Annotated in this window: 20 protein-coding genes and 1 pseudogene; 13 read left to right on the forward strand and 8 right to left on the reverse strand. The window is 65.9% G+C overall.

Features of this window, described 5'->3' with window-relative positions:
* Position 1: 1 nt before the first annotated feature.
* From WBB07_RS14380 to WBB07_RS14390, 3 genes are read right to left on the reverse strand one after another with little or no spacing between them, the layout of a single operon-like run.
* Complete coding sequence (locus WBB07_RS14380) at positions 2-1,690, reverse strand: alpha/beta hydrolase (RefSeq protein ID WP_526308769.1); 1,689 nt, start codon at positions 1,688-1,690, stop codon at positions 2-4.
* Between the two features lie 9 nt (positions 1,691-1,699).
* A complete protein-coding gene (locus tag WBB07_RS14385) occupies positions 1,700-2,476 on the reverse strand; it encodes an enoyl-CoA hydratase (RefSeq protein WP_526308771.1) in 777 nt (258 codons plus the stop codon).
* 7 nt (positions 2,477-2,483) lie between these two features.
* A complete protein-coding gene (locus tag WBB07_RS14390; protein WP_526308773.1) occupies positions 2,484-3,545 on the reverse strand; it encodes a 3-hydroxyisobutyryl-CoA hydrolase in 1,062 nt (353 codons plus the stop codon).
* Positions 3,546-3,760: 215 nt separating this feature from the next.
* On the opposite strand from WBB07_RS14390, the gene WBB07_RS14395 reads away from it, so the two are divergent.
* Both WBB07_RS14395 and WBB07_RS14400 read left to right on the forward strand, forming a co-directional pair.
* On the forward strand, positions 3,761-4,606 hold the full coding sequence (locus tag WBB07_RS14395; protein WP_526308775.1) for a Bax inhibitor-1/YccA family protein: 846 nt from the start codon (positions 3,761-3,763) through the stop codon (positions 4,604-4,606).
* Between the two features lie 249 nt (positions 4,607-4,855).
* Positions 4,856-5,698: a hypothetical protein gene (locus WBB07_RS14400; protein WP_526308809.1), complete on the forward strand. Its 843-nt coding sequence runs from the start codon at positions 4,856-4,858 to the stop codon at positions 5,696-5,698.
* A 39-nt stretch (positions 5,699-5,737) separates the two neighbouring features.
* On the opposite strand, the gene WBB07_RS14405 is transcribed toward WBB07_RS14400, so the two are convergent.
* Complete coding sequence (locus WBB07_RS14405; RefSeq protein ID WP_526308777.1) at positions 5,738-6,955, reverse strand: acetyl-CoA C-acetyltransferase; 1,218 nt, start codon at positions 6,953-6,955, stop codon at positions 5,738-5,740.
* Between the two features lie 45 nt (positions 6,956-7,000).
* The gene (locus tag WBB07_RS14410) at positions 7,001-7,954 is read right to left on the reverse strand and encodes an SGNH/GDSL hydrolase family protein (protein WP_526308779.1); all 954 of its coding nucleotides are present in this window, start codon (positions 7,952-7,954) and stop codon (positions 7,001-7,003) included.
* Between the two features lie 211 nt (positions 7,955-8,165).
* Here WBB07_RS14410 and WBB07_RS14415 point away from each other — a divergent pair, with 211 nt between their 5' ends.
* The 5 genes from WBB07_RS14415 to WBB07_RS14435 all read left to right on the forward strand — a co-directional run bounded on the left by WBB07_RS14415 (position 8,166) and on the right by WBB07_RS14435 (position 13,362).
* The gene (locus WBB07_RS14415) at positions 8,166-9,212 is read left to right on the forward strand and encodes an alpha/beta hydrolase (protein ID WP_526308781.1); all 1,047 of its coding nucleotides are present in this window, start codon (positions 8,166-8,168) and stop codon (positions 9,210-9,212) included.
* A 33-nt stretch (positions 9,213-9,245) separates the two neighbouring features.
* A complete protein-coding gene (locus tag WBB07_RS14420; RefSeq protein ID WP_526308783.1) occupies positions 9,246-10,640 on the forward strand; it encodes a cystathionine beta-synthase in 1,395 nt (464 codons plus the stop codon).
* A gap of 177 nt (positions 10,641-10,817) precedes the next feature.
* Positions 10,818-11,462, forward strand: a complete 645-nt coding sequence (locus tag WBB07_RS14425; RefSeq protein WP_526308785.1) for an Rv1078 family RDD domain-containing protein — start codon at positions 10,818-10,820, stop codon at positions 11,460-11,462.
* Between the two features lie 67 nt (positions 11,463-11,529).
* On the forward strand, positions 11,530-12,150 hold the full coding sequence (locus WBB07_RS14430) for an Rv1078 family RDD domain-containing protein (protein ID WP_526308787.1): 621 nt from the start codon (positions 11,530-11,532) through the stop codon (positions 12,148-12,150).
* Between the two features lie 39 nt (positions 12,151-12,189).
* Positions 12,190-13,362, forward strand: coding sequence for a cystathionine gamma-synthase (locus tag WBB07_RS14435; protein ID WP_526308789.1), 1,173 nt, complete (start codon positions 12,190-12,192; stop codon positions 13,360-13,362).
* Between the two features lie 66 nt (positions 13,363-13,428).
* Here the strand turns inward: WBB07_RS14435 and greA are convergent, their stop codons facing one another.
* Positions 13,429-13,923 (reverse strand): transcription elongation factor GreA, encoded by a 495-nt coding sequence (gene greA / locus WBB07_RS14440; protein ID WP_526308791.1) that lies wholly within the window; start codon positions 13,921-13,923, stop codon positions 13,429-13,431.
* Positions 13,924-14,149: 226 nt separating this feature from the next.
* Positions 14,150-14,584: a DUF4307 domain-containing protein gene (locus WBB07_RS14445; RefSeq protein WP_526308793.1), complete on the reverse strand. Its 435-nt coding sequence runs from the start codon at positions 14,582-14,584 to the stop codon at positions 14,150-14,152.
* Between the two features lie 199 nt (positions 14,585-14,783).
* On the opposite strand from WBB07_RS14445, the gene mca reads away from it, so the two are divergent.
* From mca to WBB07_RS14465, 4 genes are read left to right on the forward strand one after another with little or no spacing between them, the layout of a single operon-like run.
* Complete coding sequence (gene mca / locus WBB07_RS14450) at positions 14,784-15,650, forward strand: mycothiol conjugate amidase Mca (protein WP_526308795.1); 867 nt, start codon at positions 14,784-14,786, stop codon at positions 15,648-15,650.
* Entirely contained in the window at positions 15,647-15,943 is a 297-nt protein-coding gene (locus WBB07_RS14455) for a hypothetical protein (protein WP_526308797.1), read from the forward strand. Before mca ends, WBB07_RS14455 begins: the two co-directional genes overlap by 4 nt.
* Entirely contained in the window at positions 15,936-17,924 is a 1,989-nt protein-coding gene (locus WBB07_RS14460; protein WP_526308799.1) for a thioredoxin domain-containing protein, read from the forward strand. Before WBB07_RS14455 ends, WBB07_RS14460 begins: the two co-directional genes overlap by 8 nt.
* A 10-nt stretch (positions 17,925-17,934) precedes the next feature.
* The gene (locus tag WBB07_RS14465) at positions 17,935-18,306 is read left to right on the forward strand and encodes a nuclear transport factor 2 family protein (RefSeq protein WP_526308801.1); all 372 of its coding nucleotides are present in this window, start codon (positions 17,935-17,937) and stop codon (positions 18,304-18,306) included.
* A gap of 7 nt (positions 18,307-18,313) precedes the next feature.
* On the opposite strand, the gene trhA is transcribed toward WBB07_RS14465, so the two are convergent.
* Entirely contained in the window at positions 18,314-19,060 is a 747-nt protein-coding gene (gene trhA / locus WBB07_RS14470; protein WP_526308803.1) for a PAQR family membrane homeostasis protein TrhA, read from the reverse strand.
* A 96-nt stretch (positions 19,061-19,156) separates the two neighbouring features.
* On the opposite strand from trhA, the gene WBB07_RS14475 reads away from it, so the two are divergent.
* Together WBB07_RS14475 and WBB07_RS14480 are read left to right on the forward strand one after the other, a co-directional pair.
* On the forward strand, positions 19,157-19,945 hold the full coding sequence (locus tag WBB07_RS14475) for a (2Z,6E)-farnesyl diphosphate synthase (protein ID WP_526308805.1): 789 nt from the start codon (positions 19,157-19,159) through the stop codon (positions 19,943-19,945).
* A gap of 3 nt (positions 19,946-19,948) precedes the next feature.
* A pseudogene (locus WBB07_RS14480) lies at positions 19,949-20,214 on the forward strand (hypothetical protein); the annotation flags it as partial.

Consider the following 20,214-nt stretch of genomic DNA (forward strand, 5'->3'; position numbering starts at 1 on the left):
CTCACTCGTCCGAGTGCATGAGCGGGCGCAGCTTCTCGGTCTTCTCCGCGGTCCAGCCGGGAGGCTGCAGCACGGCCGCCCATCCGTTCACCACGTCCCGCACGTAGCGGTGTCCGTGCCCGTCCGGGACGTCGACAGCAACGGCCATATCGGCCGACACCTGAAGGAAAGTGACCACCGGGATCCAGTTGACACTCGGCAACACGTCGTAACCGCGGGGTTCCTTGAGCCAATCCGGTTCCGCGAACAACAGATCCGGATTCCACCAGGCGATCGGATCGGATGCGTGCTGCAGATAGACGACACGAGGGGTGGCCCAGGGAGCGTCCGGCCGCTCGAGATCTTCTGGGCGGGAAACGAACCGGACATTGGCGCCGTCGTCGAAGATCGGTAGCCACTCCGGTGATCCGGGGTCGCGGGTGCGGGTCAGCTCCGTCCACATGGTGTTGTTGAACGTCGGACCACTGAACAGGGCGCCGTCGGTGCGGGCGATGATGTTGTTCAGGCTCAAGAAGGGCGCCTCGCCACCGAAGGACCCCAGGCTCTCGCCGAACACCACCAGTTTGGGCCGCTGCGCCTCCGGCATCTCGCGGACCAGCTCGTCGACTGCCTCGAACAGTGCCTGCCCGGCCTGGCGCGCGTTCTCCTTGTCCACCAGGAACGACAGCCAGCTCGGCAGGAACGAGTACTGCATCGACACGATCGCGGTGTCGCCGTTGTACATGTACTCCAGCGCGCTGGCCTCGGCCTCGTTGATCCAGCCGGTACCGGTGGTGGTCGCCACCGCCACCACGGCGCGATCCAGGCCGCCGGTGCGCTGTAGTTCGCGGGCAGCCAGGTCGGCGATCGCCGAGATTCCCTCGGCGGAGTTCAGGCCGGCATAGGCGCGGATGGGCTCGACGGCCGGGCTGCCGTTGAATTCGGTGAGCTGTTCGACCGAGGGGCCGCCGCCGACGAACATGCGCCCCTGATGGCCCAGTGATGACCAGGTGACCAACGAGTCCGGCCCGCCGGAGCGCAGTGTGGTCGTCGGCGCCGGGTTGTCCGGGCTCTCTTCGTTGTTGACGGCTTCAAAGGTGTTGTTCAGGGTGGTCATCAGGCCCCGGACCACGATGCCGTTGAGCAGCGCGATGGTCAGCGCCACCAGGGCGAGCACCACCACGGTGGCGGAAACCCGCGGTGGCGCCACCCGATTGAGCTGGCGGACCAGGAATCGCACCAGTTTGCCGACAAGTTGGCCGATCTCGACAAACGCAAACAACGCCAGGATGGCGATCACTGCCGTCAACGGATGGTCGAGCCGGTCCAGGCGCGGCACACCCATCAGGTCGCGCACCTCGTCCTGCCAGCGGTGAAACCACATGATCATCAGCACCTGGCCGATGACACCCACCACGATCAGGGTGATCCATGCCCAGCGAGGGGCGCGCGGGGTCGTCTCCTTGGAGCGCATGAAACGCACCAACCAGACCACAAACACCCCGAGGCCGTAGCCGATCGCGCCGCAGGCGCCGCTGACCAGTCCCTGGAACAACGGGCCGCGGGGGAGCAGCGACGGCGTCAGCGACAGCCAGATCATGATCAGACCGAATGCGGTACCGACAAACGTGTAGTGCCGAATCCACCATGGCGGCCGGACGGGAGCCGGCGCTGGGGTCGGCGTTTCCTCGGTTGCAACCGTGTCTGTCACGGATGCACTTTAGCGGTGAGTGAAGTGAGGAGGGCGTTTCTCGGTGAACGCCGCCATTCCTTCCGTCTGGTCGTCGGTGGCGAACGCGGAGTGGAACAGTCGGCGTTCGTAGAGAATCCCCTCCGCGAGCGTGACCTCGAACGAGCGGTTGACGGCTTCCTTGCACATCCGGGCGGCGGGCAGCGACATCTGCGAGATGGTGGTCGCCGCGGCCTTGGCCTCGGAGAGCAGATCCGCGGCAGGGACCACCCGGGACACCAGACCGGCCCGGTCGGCTTCCTCGGCGCCGATGGTGCGGCCGGTCAGGATCAGATCCATCGCCTTGGCCTTACCGATCGCCCGGGTCAGCCGCTGGCTGCCACCCATCCCCGGCAGCACGCCGAGCTTGATCTCCGGCTGGCCGAACTTGGCGGTGTCGGCGGCGATCAGCAGGTCACACATCATGGCGAGCTCGCAGCCGCCGCCCAACGCATAACCGGCCACAGCGGCGATCGTCGGGGTGCGCACCGCCGCGAACTGCGCCCAGCCGGCGAAGAAGTCGGAGCCGAACATCTCGCCGAAAGACTTGTCCGACATCTCCTTGATGTCGGCGCCCGCGGCGAATGCCTTCTCGCTACCGGTCAGGATGATGGCGCCGACGCCGGGATCGTTGTCGAGTTCGGTTGCCGCCGTGGTGACTTCGGCCATCACCTGGCTGTTGAGGGCGTTGAGGGCCTTGGGTCGGTTCAGGGTGATGGTGGCGACGCGCTCGTCACGGTCGACGAGGATGGTCTCGAAGTTGGCCATGATTCTCCTAGAAGCTCAGATCGGGGTCGGCAGGTGCGAAGAAGGCGTCGACGTCGGCGTCGCTGATCGCGGCGATTGAGGCGGGAGACCACTTGGGGTTGCGGTCTTTGTCGACGAGTTGGGCGCGGATGCCCTCCACCAGGTCGTGGGAGCGCAGTGACGCGCAGGAGACCCGGTACTCCTGGATCAGCGTCTGCTCGAGGGTCTCGTGCTGGGCGGCCCGCCGGATCGCCTCGCGGGTGACCGCCACCGAGATGGGGGACCGGCCGGCGATGACGTCGGCGGCGTCGTTGGCAGGTCCGGCGTCGTGGCCACGCAGGCCGGCCATGATGTCGAGCAGCGGTTTGGGATCGCCGGCGCTTCCGAAACACTGGTCGATCCAGTGTTGTTGTGCGGCAAGATTGCTGGCGGGTGGCTCAACGGCGTGACGGCTCAGCGCCGTGGCGATGTCGGCCGTTGCGATGTCGGCGGTGAAGTCGGCCAGCTTGTCGTGGGGGACAAAATGGTCGGCGAAGCCGAGTGCGATCGCGTCGGCGCCGGTGAATGTCGAACCGGTCAGGGCCGCATACAGCCCCAGGGCGCCGGGACTGCGCGCCAACAGATAGGTGCCGCCGACGTCGGGCATGAAGCCGATGCCCACCTCCGGCATCGCCAGCTTGGTGGTGTCGGTGACGACGCGGACGCTGCCGTGGGCGCTGACACCCACCCCGCCGCCCATGACGATGCCGTCCATCAACGCCACATAAGGCTTCGGATACCGACCGATCAGCGCGTTCATCTGGTACTCGTCGAACCAGAACTTGCGTGCCTGGCCGCCGTCGCCTCGGGCGCTGTGGTAGATCGCCACCACGTCACCCCCGGCGCACAGACCCCGTTCACCCGCGCCGTCGAGCACCACCGCCTTGATGGAGTCGTCGGTGGCCCAGGCGCTCAGCACGTCGGCCAGGCCGTCGATCATGTTCTGGTTGAGCGAATTGAGAGCCTTCGGCCGGTTGAGCGTCACGTAACCGACGCCTGCCTCGACGCGACTGAGGATCTCGGTGGGGGAGTTGGTCACGTTGTCAGGCATCCCTTCGTCGGGGTGGTCTGCTGTGGAGACGCAGGCAATGCTAGGACATCCTAGTAAATGCGCTGGCGCATACAGCGAGGGGCTCTTCACGGGTAACGTAACGCCCAGTAAAACGCTGAGAAATTCCCCTGAGTTCGGGAACCGACACCAGGTCGCTGTTCGTTGAGCCAGTGTTCGTGTAAGACTTTCAGGGACCTCACAGGAAGGAATCGACGGTGCGCGAATCCAGCAACCCGGTATTCCGCTCGCTGCCCAAGCAGCAGGGCGGGTACGCGACATTCGGCTCCGGTGCCGCAGGCGCCGCGACCGCGCAAGTACACCAGGGTTACGAGCAGCAGTTCGCGACCCCGCCGCAGACCGGTGTCTCGCGGCCCATGACCATCGACGACGTGGTGACCAAAACCGGCATCACTCTGCTGGTGCTGTCCGCCGTTGCAGTCGTTTCCTACTTCCTGGTCTCCGGCGACCCCGGCCTGGCGATGCCCTTCACCCTCGTCGGTGGGCTCGGCGGCCTGGCGCTCGTCCTGATCGCGACCTTCGGTCGCAAGCAGGACAACCCGGCCATCGTCCTTAGCTACGCGGCACTCGAGGGCCTGTTCCTCGGTGCGGTGTCCTTCATCATCGCCAACGTGGCGTCGGTGGGCGGCCCGGGCATGATCGCCCAGGCCATCGTCGGCACCCTCGGCGTGTTCTTCGGCATGCTGGTCGTCTACAAGACCGGCGCCATCCGCGTCACCCCGAAGTTCACCCGGATGATCATCGCCGGCCTGTTCGGTGTGGTCGCGCTGATGCTGCTCAACCTGGTGCTGTCGCTGTTCGGTGTCGGTGGTGGCGCCGGCCTGGGCCTGCGTGACGGCGGCATGATCGCCATCGGCTTCTCGCTGCTGTGCATCGGGCTGGCCGCGTTCAGCTTCCTCATCGACTTCGATGCCGCTGATCAGATGGTCCGTGCCGGCGCACCGGAGAAGGCTGCCTGGGGCGTCGCCCTCGGCCTGACCGTCACCCTTGTGTGGCTGTACCTGGAGATCCTGCGTCTGCTCAGCTATTTCCAGAACGACTAGCGGGTAGACCTGCCCAAAAGGCCCGGCGCAAACGCGCCGGGTCTTTTTTGTTGCCTACTTGCCCTGTTTCGCATCGAGACAGAACTCAGTGAGCAGATTGCGCCTGGTTCTCGCAGTCAGTTCTGCCTCGATGAGCGGCCTCGATGAGCGGCCTCGATGAGCGGCGAGATGGGCCGGCGAGATGGGCCGGGCTGTGGATCGAGGAATACCTCGCCGCGCCGGGTCGACGACTCTGGTGCGGTGCATTCGATGTTCATCGGCAGCGAGGCACTGTCTCGCGGCGAGGTCACCCCGTATCAGCTGCGGGCTCGCTTTCGGCGAGTGTTCCCCGACGTGTACGGACCGGACGGGGCGCAACTGAGCGTCAGCGACCTCGCCTGTGGGGCGTGGCTGTGGTCGCGTCGCCGCGCGGTACTCAGTGGGGTCACGGCATCGGCGCTGCACGGCGCTGCCTGGGTCGATGATCGGTTACCGATCGAGGTCAATTACCCGAACAACAAGACGCCGCCGGGAATCGTCAGCCACAACAACACCTTGCACGCCGATGAGATACAGACTCGGCGCACGCTACCGGTGACCACGGTGCCTCGGACTGCCTTCGATCTGGCGCGGCACGGCACAGTCGGCCAGGCGGTGGCCCGGCTCGACGCGCTGGCCAACGCAACCGGTTTTCCGGTGGACGACGTGCTGGAACTGGCTGCGCGCCACCACAACCTGCGGGGTGTCCGGCGGGTGCGGCAGGTTCTGGACCTCGTCGATGCGGGCGCGCAATCGCCGAAGGAAACCTGGCTGCGTCTGCTCTACCTCGATGCGGGGTTCCCCCGGCCACGCACCCAGATACCGGTGCAGGGGCCCGACAACAGGCCGAAGTACTTCCTCGACATGGGGTGGGAGGAGGTGATGGTCGCCGCGGAGTACGACGGCGAGCACCACCGCGTGGACCGCTTCACCTATACCAACGACATCAGGAGGTCCGAATATCTCGGCGCGCTCGGGTGGCGGGTGATCCGGGTGGTCGTCGGGAACCGGCGGCCGGAGATCATCGAGCGCACCCGGCGCGCCTGGGCATCGAGTCAGAACTCAGCGCGCTGAAACGCGTTCAGAGGCGCACTGAGTTCTGACTCGACAGGATCAGGACAGGCGCTCCAGCACCATCGCCATGCCCTGCCCGCCACCGACACACATGGTCTCGATGCCGAACGTCTTGTCGTAGGTCTTCAGGTTGTTCAAGAGCGTGGCGGTGATGCGAGCGCCGGTCATGCCGAACGGGTGGCCCAACGCGATCGCCCCGCCGGAGACGTTCAGCCGGTCCTCGTCCATCCCGAGCGCGCGCGCCGAGCCCAGCACCTGCACGGCAAAGGCTTCGTTGATCTCGTAGAGGTCGATATCGCTCAACGCCATCTTCGCGTTGCCCAGTGCCTTCTTGACGGCCTCGATGGGGCCCAGCCCCATGATTTCTGGTGACAGGCCGGACACTCCGGTGGACACGACCCGGGCCAGCGGCGTCAGGCCGAGTTCCTTGGCGCGCGTGTCACTCATGATCACCAGCGCCGCCGCGCCATCATTCAGCGGACAGGCATTGCCGGCGGTGATGGTGCCGTTCGGGCGGAACACCGGCTTGAGCTGACTGATCTTCTCGTAGGTGGTGCCGGCGCGCGGCCCGTCGTCGGTCGAGACGACGGTGCCGTCGGGCAGCGTCACCGGAACGATCTCGCGTTCGAAGAAGCCGCTCTTGATCGCCTCTTCCGCACGGTTCTGCGACCGCACGCCCCAGTGGTCCTGATCCTCGCGGCTGATACCGGTGTAGGTGGCGACGTTCTCGGCGGTCTGCCCCATGGCGATGTAGACGTCGGGGATCACGCCGTCCGCGCGCGGGTCATGCCATTTGATGTCGCCCTCGGCCTGCGCGACGGTGCGCTCCTGCGCCTCGGCGAACATCGGGTTCTTGCTGTTCGGGGCCCCGTCTGCAGCGCCGATCCCGAAGCGGGACACGGCCTCCACGCCGGCGGAGATGAAGACGTCGCCTTCGCCGGCCTTGATGGCGTGGAAAGCCATCCGGGTGGTCTGCAGCGACGACGAGCAGTAGCGGTTGACCGTGGTGCCGGGCAGGAAGTCGTAACCGAGTTCGACGGCCACGGCGCGGCCGATGTTGTAGCCGGCCTCACCGGCGGGCTGTGCGCATCCCATCATCAGGTCGTCGATGTCTTTGGGATCCAGAGCGGGCACCTTGTCCAAGACGGCCCGCACCATCTGTGCGGCGAGGTCGTCGGTGCGTAACGAGGCCAGCGATCCCTTCACGGCCCTGCCGATGGGCGACCGTGCGGTGGCGACGATGACTGCTTCAGGCATGAGGGCTCCTTCGCTCACTTGAACAAGTGCTTGGTTGCCTCCACGCTAACCTGCTGTGACAACCACTGGCGCGGGCACCCCGACGGTTCGACGCGGCCACCACCGGGCCAGCATCCGCAACCGTGTTGTCAGGGATCTGTTCTCCGCTCCCCGCGATTCCCAGGGCAGCTCGCCGGTGGATTCGCCCAGGGCATAGCACAACGCCGGCAGTAGCTGTTCGGCCGCGAGGTCGTAGCCGGCAGCAGAGGGGTGGAAACGGTCCTCCGAGAACAGCACGTCGGGTGCCTCCAGGAACTCCGGTGCCAGCAAATCGGAGAACGGCACCGGCAAGCCGCCGGCGGACCGCACCGCCGAAGCCTGACTGCGGGCCAGCCGTAAACCCAGAGTGCGGGTGACCCAGCGCAACGGCTGGGGGATCGCAGTGACGACGCCGAAATCCGGGCAGGTGCCCACCACCACAACCGCCCCGCTGGCCCGTAACCGCTTGACGGCGTCACCTAGGCGCCGCGATGATGCGGCGATCCCGTTGACGGCGGTGATGTCATTGGCGCCGATCATGATCACGGCGGCGTCCGGCGGTGGGCCGGCCACAAACATCGCGTCCACCTGGCCCGACAGGCCTTTCGAGGTGGCGCCCACAATTGCTTTGGTGCTCAGTCTGATTCGCTTGCCGGTCTGTTCGGCGACGCCACGGGCGATCAGCACTCCCGGCACCTCATCGGCGACCTTGCAGCCGTAACCGGTGGCGGTGGAATCGCCGAAGATCATCAGGTGGATGTCGAACGGGACGCCGCGCTGCCAGCGCTCGACCTCGCCGCCGCCACGGACATACACCCCGTCGGCCCGCGGCGGCATCTCCCACGATTTCGGGATCAGCTCACGAGCTTTGACGGCTTGTCCGCTGAGCAGATTGCGCGCCCCGACGACACCGGCAGCGCCGGTCGAACCCAGCAGTATCGCGACCGCGAGGGCTGACCGACGCGAAACGCGTGTACCCACGACGCCAGTTTAGGTTGCAAAGCAACTCCGAGGTGTCTGTCGCGAGGCCGGTGAGTCACGTTCCGGTACCGGAAGAGGTAACAAAACAGCCGTTATCAACGTTGTAACAAGAAGAAGTGCCAAGCTAAGTAACCCGGCTACGAAGCAATGCATCAGATCCGGGTAGGCACGCTGTGGCAAGCCACTACAACGATGTAGGGGAGTGTTTGAGATGACCGCACCCAGCAAAATTGTCGGTGATACTCGGACGCCCACCGGCGCGGTCCGACGGCCCCGGAAGTTCCCGGTCAGTGACGGCGCGCCCGTCGAGATCGTCGAGACCGGGCCCAGCGTGCGCGCCCGGTTGCTGTCGCTGACCTGCCGGATGACCATCAGGCCGACCCTCGCGGTAGCCAGTTTTGTCCCGCAACTGCCGTGGCCGTGGGGAATGGTCGATTTCGCCTCCCGCGCGCTGTTGCCGCAAGCAGGTACGGTGCGCGCCACGATCGGGTTGCCGCACGCCAATGCACAACTGGTGCGCGCCCCCGGGGTGCTGCCCGCCGACGGGAAGCGGCGCATCGTGCTCTACATGCACGGTGGGGCGTTCCTGACGTGCGGCGTCAACTCGCACAACCGGATCGTCACCACGTTGTCGACGGCCGCTGACGCACCGGTGCTGGTGGTCAACTACCGCATGATCCCGAAACACACGGTGGGACAGGCGGTCGACGACTGTCGTGACGCCTACGACTGGCTGCGGCTGCGCGGGTACCAACCCGACCAGATCGTGCTGGCCGGCGATTCCGCCGGCGGGTACTTGGCGTTGACGCTGGCGCAGCGGTTGCAGGCCGACGGGGAGAAACCGGCGGCGCTGGTGGCCATCTCGCCGCTGCTGCAGCTGGCCAAGGAGCCCAAGCAGGCACATCCGAACATCAAGACCGACGCCATGTTCCCGCCGAAGGCTTTCGACGCGCTGGTGAGCCTCATCGCCGTGGCAGCCGCCAAACGCGTCGTGAACGGCGAGCCCGAGCAGATCTACGAACCGCTGGACCACATCGAGCCCGGGCTGCCGCGCACGCTGATTCATGTCTCCGGCTCCGAGGTGTTGCTCCACGACGCCAGGCTGGCCGCGCGCCGGCTCGCCGCGGCCGGGGTACCCACCGAAGTTCGGGTGTGGCGGGGCCAAGTTCACGACTTCCAGTTGTTTGCCCCGCTCGTCCCGGAAGCCAAGCGCTCGCTGCGCCAGATCGGCGAGTACATCCGGGAGGCCACCGGGTAGGAGGGGTGTGAACCGATAGGCAAGGATGTAGGCATGCGGATCGCGCGGCACATCAGTGACCTCATCGGCAATACCCCGCTGGTTCAGCTGAACTCGGTGGTCCCACCGGGAGCGGGCCGGGTTGTGGCCAAGATCGAGTACCTCAACCCCGGTGGTAGTTCCAAGGACCGGATCGCGATCAAGATGATCGACGCCGCCGAGGCCAGTGGAGCGCTCAAGCCGGGTGGCACCATCGTCGAACCCACCTCGGGTAACACCGGTGTCGGCCTCGCGCTGGTGGCGCAGCAGCGCGGTTACAAGTGTGTCTTCGTCTGCCCCGACAAGGTGAGCGAGGACAAGCAGAACGTCTTGAGGGCCTACGGCGCCGAGGTGGTCGTCTGCCCCACCGCCGTGGCGCCGGAACATCCGGACTCCTACTACAGCGTCTCCAACCGGTTGGTGCAGGAGATCGACGGCGCCTGGAAACCCGATCAGTACTCCAACCCGAATGGGCCGGAAAGCCACTACGAGACAACGGGTCCCGAGATCTGGTCTGACACCGACGGTGAGGTGACGCACTTCGTCGCCGGTGTCGGGACCGGCGGCACCATCACTGGCGCCGGCCGGTACCTCAAAGAGGTGTCCAACGGCGCTGTGCAGGTGGTCGGCGCCGATCCCGAAGGTTCGGTGTACTCCGGCGGAACGGGCCGTCCCTACCTCGTCGAAGGTGTTGGTGAGGACTTCTGGCCCACCGCCTACGACCCGGAGGTGCCGGATCAGATCATCGCGGTATCCGACGCGGATTCCTTCGAGATGACCCGCCGCCTGGCCCGCGAGGAGGCGCTGCTGGTCGGCGGTTCCTGCGGTATGGCCGTGGTGGCGGCCGTCGAGGTCGCCAAACAGGCAGGTCCGGATTCGCTGGTGGTGGTGCTGTTGCCGGACGGCGGCCGCGGTTACCTGTCGAAGATCTTCAACGATGCGTGGATGTCGTCCTACGGTTTCCTGCGCAGCCGTCTCGACGGTTCCACCGAGGAGGTGACGGTCGGCGACGTGCTGCGCGGCAAGTCGGGTGCGCTACCGGACCTGGTGCACACCCATCCGTCCGAGACGGTGCGCGACGCCATCGGCATTCTCCGCGAGTACGGGGTGTCGCAGATGCCGGTGGTCGGCGCCGAACCGCCGGTGATGGCGGGAGAGGTCGCAGGCAGTGTTTCCGAACGCGAGCTGCTTTCCGCGGTATTCGAAGGACGTGCCAAACTCGCCGACGCGGTTTCGCAGCACATGAGCCCGGCTTTGCCATTGGTCGGCGCCGGCGAACTGGTCAGTTCGGCTGCCCATGATCTTCGTGAATGGGATGCCGTCATGGTGGTCGACGATGGAAAGCCGGTGGGCGTCATCACACGCAGTGACCTGCTCGGATACCTTTCCGATGGAACGTTGGGACGGTAATCGCATACACGTCCGGTGAGAATTCACGGTGGCCCATTAACGCCACCGTGAATCCAATATGAACACTCACAATGTCAGCAGGGTGAAGTTTCTATCTTGCCGCGCTTTTCGGGGCAGTTCTCGGGTACTGTAGGGCCGCTCGAATGCTCTCAGCGGTACCCGTCTGTGGAAGGCGCCATGACCGAACAACCCCCGGGCCCACCGCTCGGTGGCTTCCCGCCGCCTCCACCCGGCTACCCGCACAATCCGGGCTACTACCCCCCGCCCGGACGGTTCCCGCCCCCTGGGGCGTTCCCGCCTCCCGGGTACGGTTTGCCGCCCGGTGTCGGCACCCTGCCGACGTCGGCGTACACCCCCTGGATCGCCCGGGTGGTCGCCTTCCTCATCGACTACATCCCGTACCTCCTCATCATCGGTATCGGCTGGGGAATTCTGATGGGAACCCAAGAGTGCGTTGACTTCTCCAGCACCGGGCTGGGCGAGATCCTCGGCCAGTCCTACAACGGTCAGGTCTGCGGTGCGTCCACACTGGGGCAGACCTCGGTGACGCTGGCCGGCCTCGTGGGCCTGGCCTATGTCTTGTGGAATTACGGATACCGCCAGGGCACCACCGGATCGAGCATCGGCAAATCCGTGATGAAGTTCAAGGTCGTCAGCGAGAAAACCGGTCAGCCATTGGGATTCGGTCTGTCCCTCGTGCGTCAGCTGGCGCACGTCGTCGACTCGCTGATTTTCGGTCTCGGCTTCTTGTTCCCGTTGTGGGACAACAAACGTCAAACGCTGGCCGACAAAATCATGACCACGGTCTGTCTGCCCATCTGAGAACACCCGCATACCGTCCCGCGTAATCCGCACGGGGCGTTCAACCAACTCCGAAGCAGGAGCGATAGTGACCGATTACCCGCCACCTCCGCCTGGGAACTACCCGCCACCTCCGCCGGGGAACTACCCGCCGCCCCCGCACGGGAACTATCCGCCGCCGATCCCCGGGGGTTACCCGCCGCAGCCGGGCGTCCCGCCGGTGCTGCCGAAGGAGGCCTACACGTCGTGGTTCACCCGGGTGCTGGCCTGGCTGATCGACTGGGTGATCGTCGCCGTCCCGGTCGGTATCGCGCAGGGTATCGCCATCGCGACCGGTGATAACGAGTGCCTGACCGACACCACCGATGGTTACAGCGCGTCCTGCACCTCCACTCCGTCGACCTTCGGTCTGATCCTCACCACCGTCGTGAGTATCGCCGCGTTGGCGTTCGTGATCTGGAACTACGGCTACCGCCAGGGCACCACCGGATCCAGCGTCGGCAAATCCGTGATGAAGTTCAAGGTTGTCAGCGAAAAGACCTGGCAGCCCATCGGATTCGGTCTCTCGATCGTCCGTCAGATCGCCCACGTGGTCGACGCGATAATCTGCTATATCGGCTACCTGTTCCCGCTGTGGGACGGGAAGCGCCAGACCATCGCCGACAAGATCATGACCACCGTCTGCGTGCCCACGCAGCCCAAGCCCTGACGGACGCAGGCCTTGCTGCGTTGATTACGCTCTGCAGAAATGAGTGAGCACCGCAGCAAGGCCGATGTCCATCGCTGGCAGGGACTGGCCACCAAAGCCATCCATGCCGGATACCGCCCGGATCCCGCCACCGGCGCGGTCAACGCTCCCATCTACGCCAGCTCCACTTTCGCCCAGGACGGCGTGGGTGGGCTGCGTGGTGGCTTCGAGTACGCGCGGACCGGCAACCCAACGCGCGCTGCGCTGGAAGCATCGCTGGCCGCCGTGGAGGACGGCACGTTCGGCCGTGCCTTCAGTTCGGGTATGGCCGCCACCGACTGTGCGCTGCGTGCGCTGCTACGTCCCGGTGATCACATCGTCATCCCCGACGATGCGTACGGCGGCACCTTCCGGCTCATCGACAAGGTGTTCACCCAATGGGGTGTCACGCACACCCCGGTGGCTCTCGGTGACCCGGCCGCAGTCCGGGCGGCCTGCACCGACCGGACCAAACTCATCTGGGTCGAGACGCCCACCAACCCGCTGCTGTCCATTGCAGACATCGCCGCCATTGCAGAGGTGGGCGCATCTGTCGGGGCGAAGGTGTTGGTGGACAACACATTTGCCTCCCCGGCCCTGCAACAACCGCTGACGCTGGGCGCCGATATCGTGCTGCACTCCACCACCAAGTACATCGGTGGACACTCCGATGTCGTCGGTGGCGCGCTGGTGACCAACGACGAGGAACTCGACACGGCATTTGCGTTCCTGCAGAACGGCGCGGGTGCGGTACCCGGCCCGTTCGACGCCTACCTGACCATGCGTGGTCTCAAGACGCTGGCGCTGCGGATGCAGCGGCACAGCGAGAATGCCGCCGCGGTGGCCGAATTCCTGGCGGGTCACGCAAAGATCAGCACGGTGCTCTACCCGGGACTGCCCGACCATCCGAACCACGACGTCGCTGCCCGGCAGATGAGCGGCTTCGGAGGCATGGTGTCGGTGCGGATGCGTGGCGGCGCCGACGCGGCCCGGGAACTGTGCGCCCGCACCGAGATCTTCATCCTCGCGGAATCGCTGGGTGGGGTGGAATCACTGATCGAGCATCCCGGCGCGATGACTCACGCGTCGACGGCGGGATCGCAGCTCGAGGTGCCCGCCGACCTGGTGCGACTCTCGGTGGGGATCGAGGACATCAGCGATCTCCTGGGCGATCTGGAACAGGCCCTCGGATAGCACAACCCTCGGATAGCACAACGGCGCGGATCCCCTCGGGGGTCCGCGCCGTTGCATACAACCAGATCAGGCGTGGTACGGCTCGGCGCTGGCCAGCGTCACCTTCACGGAGTTGCCATTGGGCACCGTGTAGGTGCGGGTCTCGCCGACCTTGGCGTCGATCAGCGCGCCGCCGAGCGGTGAGTTGGGGGAGTACACCTCGAGCTTGCCGTCGTTGACGGCCTGCTCCCGGGTGCCGATCAGGAACGTCTCGGTATCGGACTCGTCGCCGTCGTAGAACACCTTGACGACCGAGCCCGGCAAGGCCACACCGGACTGCTTCGGAGCCTCGCCGACCTTGGCGTTGTTCAGCAGCTCCTGGAGCTGACGGATCCGTGCCTCTTCCTGGCCCTGCTGTTCGCGCGCGGCGTGGTAGCCACCGTTCTCCCGCAGGTCGCCTTCTTCGCGACGGTCGTTGATCTCAGCGGCTATGACCGGTCGGTTGGCGATGAGCTGGTCCAACTCGGCCTTCAGCCGGTCGTAGGACTCTTCCGTCAGCCAGGTCACTTGGGTATCAGTCATCTCGCGCTCCTGTCGTGTATTTGGGTCCGCGATGTACGCGTCGTGCAGCCGGTGACGGTCATCACTGCCGGGAGCATGCGTCAGCCGCGTGTATTGCCATCTCAGTGCCGCAGGTCACACGCGCTAAAGACGCAATACACGGCCCCAGCAGGGAACCGTGTATCGACCCAGCATACCACCGGCATGCCGGCCGGTTTTCATGTTTTGGCCGCATTCCGTTGGTTGTTCAGGGGGCCACCAGGTAGCCGGGCACGTTCGACCCGCAGCCGTAAACATCGCCCACCGCCGGCGGGGCGCTGGTCGTCACCAGTGCGCTGACCTGCACCGTAGCGGCCTCGGACGGTGGCACCAGCACTTCCCGCCGACCCGTCTCGCTGCCGTCCCTCGAGCGCCCCCGGATGATGCAGACGGCCGCTTGCGAGGGATCGGACCGGGACACGTTGAACGTCACCTCGACGGTCTGCGCATCAATGAGGCGGTAGGCGACCATTTCGCCTTCCACGTCGGTGTTGTTGATGCGCTGATAGCCGATCATCGCGGCGACTCCGGCAAGCGTGGCAACCAGGACCGCGAGGGCGATCGCACCCCAGCGCCGCGTGCGCCGTGACATCCGCTGCCGACCGTAGCGCGACTCGGGGCGGGTCAGGTGGGTTTGATTCATCAGGGAGTTTCTCGGTCCGTCGGTGCTCGGCATTGTGATTTCGGATCCCGACCGGCGGAATGGAACGATCGGGATGGAAGTATTACCGGTATGGGTGTCAGTGGAGATCGACCCTGGCAACTATAGGCACCCCGAGTAACGGCAGACCCGAAGGCAAGCACCCGAAGGCACTACAACGAAGGCAGCACGAAGGCAGATGGTGAGCGAACTGCGGTTGATGGCGGTCCACGCCCATCCGGACGACGAGTCCAGCAAGGGTGCCGCGACAACGGCACGCCACGCGGCCGAGGGGCACCGGGTCATGGTCGTGACCCTGACCGGCGGGGAACGCGGCGACATCCTCAACCCGGCGATGGACCTACCGGAGGTGCACGGCCGGATCCACGAGGTCCGTCGTGACGAGATGGCCAAGGCCGCCGAGATCCTCGGCGTCGAACATGCCTGGCTGGGATACATGGACTCCGGACTTCCCGAGGGTGACCCGCTGCCACCGCTGCCCGAGGATGCATTTGCGCTGGTGCCGCTCGCCGAGCCGGTCGGAAGACTGGTTCGGCTCATTCGCGAGTTCAAGCCCCACGTCATCACCACCTACGACGAAAACGGCGGATACCCGCACCCCGATCACATCCGCTGCCACCAGGTGTCCATCGCCGCGTACGAGGCCGCCGCCGATCATCTCGCCTACCCGGACGCCGGTGAGGTGTGGGCCGCGGCCAAGCTGTACTACAACCATGGCTTCGTGCGGCAGCGGATGCAGCTGCTGCAGGACGAGTTCGCCAAACACGGCCGCAAGGGACCGTTCGACAAGTGGCTCGAACACTGGGACCCCGACCATGACGTGTTCGCCGACCGGGTGACCACCAGGATCGAATGCTCGGAGTACTTCAGCCAGCGTGACGATGCGTTGCGCGCACATGCCACCCAGATCGATCCCGACGGTGATTTCTTCGCCGCGCCGATCGAATGGCAACAGCGGCTGTGGCCCACCGAGGAGTTCGAACTCGCGAGATCCCGGGTGCCCATCTCACTGCCCGAAGACGACTTGTTCACCGGGATCGAGCCATGAACGAATTTGCCCTCACCGTGACGCTGCTCGCCGTTGATCCGCTGCCCCGCAATCCGGTCGGTCCGGACTTCGGAAAAGCCAGCCCCTTCGGCCTGCTGGTGGTGGTCCTCCTGCTGGTCGGCACGTTTGCGCTGGTGTGGTCGATGAATCGGCACCTCAAGCGGCTGCCGGAGTCGTTCGACCCGGAGCATCCCGAGCCGGACCAAGCGCTCGACGATGGCACGGTCGAGCCGACTGTCACCGACGCGGGACCGGACACTGGCGCGCCGCCGCCACGGGAGTCCGGTGGCTGATCGGCCCAGCGCCAACCAGCTGGGAACCGCGGCCAGCCCCTACCTGCGCCAGCACGCCGACAACCCGGTGCACTGGGTGGAGTGGACGCCCGCCGCGTTGGCCGAATCGGCACGTCGTGATGTGCCGATTCTGCTGTCCATCGGATATGCGGCGTGCCATTGGTGCCACGTGATGGCCCACGAGTCGTTCTCCGATGACGAGGTCGCCGCCGCTGCCAACGAACACTTCGTCTGCATCAAAGTCGACCGTGAAGAGCGACCGGACCTCGATGCGGTGTACATGAACGCCACCGTTGCGCTGACCGGCCAGGGCGGCTGGCCGATGACGTGTTTCCTGACGCCCGACGGCAGGCCGTTCTTCTGCGGCACCTACTATCCCAAAAGCCAATTCCTGCAATTACTTTCCGCAGTGAACGATACCTGGCGAACCCGGCGCGGCGAGGTGGAGACCGCGTCGGCGCAGATCGCCGGTGAACTCCGCAAAGCGGCGGCCGGGCCATCCGGGGGCGGCCCGGAGATCACGCCGGAGCTGTGTGCCCACGCAGTGGCCGTGGTGCTGGCCGATGAGGACGCCACCCATGGCGGCTTCGGTGCGGCACCGAAATTCCCGCCGTCGGCACTGCTGGAAGCGTTGCTACGCAACTACGAACGCACCCACGACACCGCTGTTCTTGCGGTCGTCGAACGGGCCGGCGCGGCCATGGCAAGGGGCGGTATCTACGACCAACTGGCCGGCGGATTCTCGCGATACAGCGTCGACAATGCTTGGGTGGTACCGCATTTCGAGAAAATGCTCTACGACAACGCCCTGTTGCTGCGGTTCTACGCGCATTGGGCGCGATGCACCGGTGACCCGTTGGCGCTGCGGGTATGTGCGCAGACGGCCGACTTCCTGCTCCGCGATCTCGCCGCCGGCGACGTCTTCATCTCGTCGTTGGACGCCGACACCGCGGGTGTCGAAGGAGCGACGTACGTCTGGACCCGAGCCCAACTGCGCGACGTGCTCGGAGACGACGACGGTTCATGGGCGGCAGACCTTTTTGCGGTGACGCCGGCCGGAACCTTCGAGCACGGCGCCTCGGTCCTGCAGTTGCCTGCCGACGCCGACGACGACAACCGATTGGACCGGGTCCGGACCGCGTTGCTGGCGGCCCGGGCACAGCGCAACCAGCCTGGCCGTGACGACAAGATCGTCACCTGCTGGAACGGCCTGGCCATCACCGCGCTGTGCGAGGCGGCGGTGGCGCTGCGGCGCCCCGAGTTGGCTGCGGCCGCGCACCGATGTGCCTCGACCGTGCTGCGGGAACACCTGATCGACGGCCGGCTGCGGCGGACCAGCCTCGGCGGGCGGGTGGGAGACAGTGCGGCGATCCTGGAGGATTACGCGGCGCTCGCGACGGGTCTGCTGGGCGTGTACCAGCTGACCGGTGAATTCCTCCGCGAGGCCCGCGAGCTCATCGACATTGCGCTGGCACATTTTGTGGACCCGGAGCGGCCCGGCCGATGGTTCGACACCGCCGACGACGCCGAAGAGCTGATGGTGCGGCCTGCTGATCCTGTCGACGGAGCCACCCCCTCCGGTGCGGCACTGCTCGCCGAGGCATTGCTGACCGCCGCCCATCTGGCCGGCTCGGACCTCTACGCCGACACCGCCGCTGCGACCCTGCGGGCGCACTCCCAACTGCTGGCCGCCGCACCCCGCTCGGCTGGTCACTGGTTGGCGGTGGCCGAAGCCGCGGTCCGGGGGCCGCTGCAGATCGCCGTCGCCGGTGAGCCTGATTCGCCGCTGCTGGAGACGGCCCGACGCTTGGCGCCGGGCGGGGCAGTGGTGGTGGGCGGCGCCGCGGACTCCTCGGAACTGCTGGTCGGGCGCGACCGCGTGGGAAGTCTGGACGCGGCTTATGTGTGCCGAGGCCGAGTGTGTGATCTGCCGGTCACCGGTGCCGCCGAACTGGCTGCCGCACTGGGTGTCTCCGTGTAATCTGCGGCAGGTGACCGACGTCGATCCTGAAGCCCTCGTCAAGCGCTATCTCGAAACGGTGGTGACCGGCTCCCCTGAGGATGTTGCCGCGTTGTACTCCGAGGATGCCACTCTGGAGGATCCTGTCGGTGGCGGTGAGGTGCACATCGGACGCAAGGCGATCGCCGGTTTCTACGGTGCCACCGCGGGCGCCGAAGTTGCGACCGAATTGCAGCAGATCCGCGTCGGCGGCCACGAGGCGGCCTTTGTGTTCTCCATCACGGTGACCATCGGAGAGACGAAGATTCGCGTCGAACCCATCGAGGTCATGACGTTCAACAACTCCGGCGAGATCACCTCGATGAAGGCCTACTGGGGCCCGTCGAACATGACTCAGCTGTAGGCGGCCGTCACCAGAAGACCGCGAACCACATCGCGATGTAGTGGCAGATCGCTGCCACCGCGGTGCAGGCGTGGAAGAACTCGTGGTGGCCGAATGTCGTCGGCCACGGATTGGGCCATTTCAGCGCGTACAGCACGCCGCCGACGCTGTAGAGCGCGCCGCCGACGATCAGCAGCACCACCGCGGCCACACCGGCGCCGTCCATGATCGGTCCGATGAACCACGCTGCCACCCAGCCCAGCAGCAGATACAGCGGCACCCCGACCCAGGCCGGTGCCGACGGCCAGAACATCTTGAGCAGGACGCCCGCCAAGGCGCCGCCCCAGACGATCCAGAACAGCACCATGCCCTTTTCCGAAGGCAGTGCCAGCAGCGCGAACGGCGTGTAACTGCCGGCGATGAAGATGAAGATCATCGAGTGATCGGCACGTTTCATCCACTTGCGGGCGGTGGGCGACGTCCAGTGCACCCGGTGGTAGGTGGCGCTGACTGCGAACATCGCCACGATCGTGAGGGTGTAGATCAGGGTCGCCACCCCCGCCATCGTGGATTCCATCGCCCACGACACCGACACCAACGCCGCGCCGCAGAAGACGGCAACCACCGCTGAGTACAGATGGATCCAGCCACGGGCGCGGGGCTTGCCGAGGAAGTCGGCGACCCCGTCGGCAATGGCTTCGGGGAAGTCTTCGGGTCCGTCGTCGTCGCTATCTGAGGACCATTGCGCGTCTTCGGCGTTGATGGGTGCCGACATGTCAGCTCGCCTCTCTCGGGCATTGCCGTGAACGGCTTGTGTAGACGCCAGAGATCACCTCGGACATCACTGTTGGTCACAGTAGTCTGGAACGTCGTGGACATCATTCCCCCGCAACTCAAAGAGCCGGCCTATCGGGTTTATGAGATGCGGCTCCGTCACGAGCTGATGCGGTCCAGAGCACAGCTTCCGCGGCATATCGCCGTGCTGTGTGACGGCAATCGACGCTGGGCGCGTGACGCCGGTTACGACGACGTGAGCTACGGCTATCTGATGGGGGCCGCCAAGATCGCCGAGATGCTGCGCTGGTGCCAGGAAGCCGGCATCGAGATGGCGACGGTGTATCTGCTGTCCACCGAAAACCTGCAACGCGACCACGACGAGCTTGCGGCGCTGATCGAGATCATCACCGATGTGGTGGAACAGATCTGCGCGCCCGCCAACAAGTGGAGTGTGCGCACCGTCGGCGATCTGGAGTTGTTGGGGGAGGAGCCCGCCCGTCGGGTCCGGGAAGCCGTCAACAGCACCGTGAGCGCCGGAGCTTTCCACGTCAACGTCGCGGTCGGCTACGGCGGCCGTCAGGAGATCGTCGACGCCGTCCGCTCGCTGCTGTCCAAGGAGCTGGCCAACGGGACCGCGCCGGGCAAGCTGATCGATGCCGTGACCATCGACGCCGTCTCGGAGAACCTGTACACCTCCGGCCAACCCGACCCCGACCTGGTGATCCGCACCTCGGGTGAGCAGCGGTTGTCGGGTTTTCTGTTGTGGCAGAGCGCGTATTCGGAGATGTGGTTCACCGAGGCCCACTGGCCGGCGTTCCGCCGGGTCGACTTCCTGCGGGCGCTGCGCGACTACACCAGACGGCATCGGCGTTTCGGGGGCTGACCGGTGGCCGCTCTTTCCGCCGTGGTGTTCGCGCTGAGTTGGTGGCTGGGTCTGTATCTGCTGGCCCGCAATCCGCGTAAGCCGGTGCTGGCATTGGCCGCCGCAGGATTGTGCAGTTTCGCAGTGGTGGTGGCATTGGATGCCATCCGCTTGACCAGCGCCCAGCATTCCGAGCTGCTCAGCCGGGTCGAGATCTACCTGGTGGTGGTGCCCGGGGTGGCGTGGTTCGCGGTGCTGCTCGAGATGGCCAGGCCGGGGCAGCGCTGGCG

The organism is Mycobacterium sp. (assembly GCF_049647605.1).
Taxonomy (GTDB): domain Bacteria; phylum Actinomycetota; class Actinomycetes; order Mycobacteriales; family Mycobacteriaceae; genus Mycobacterium.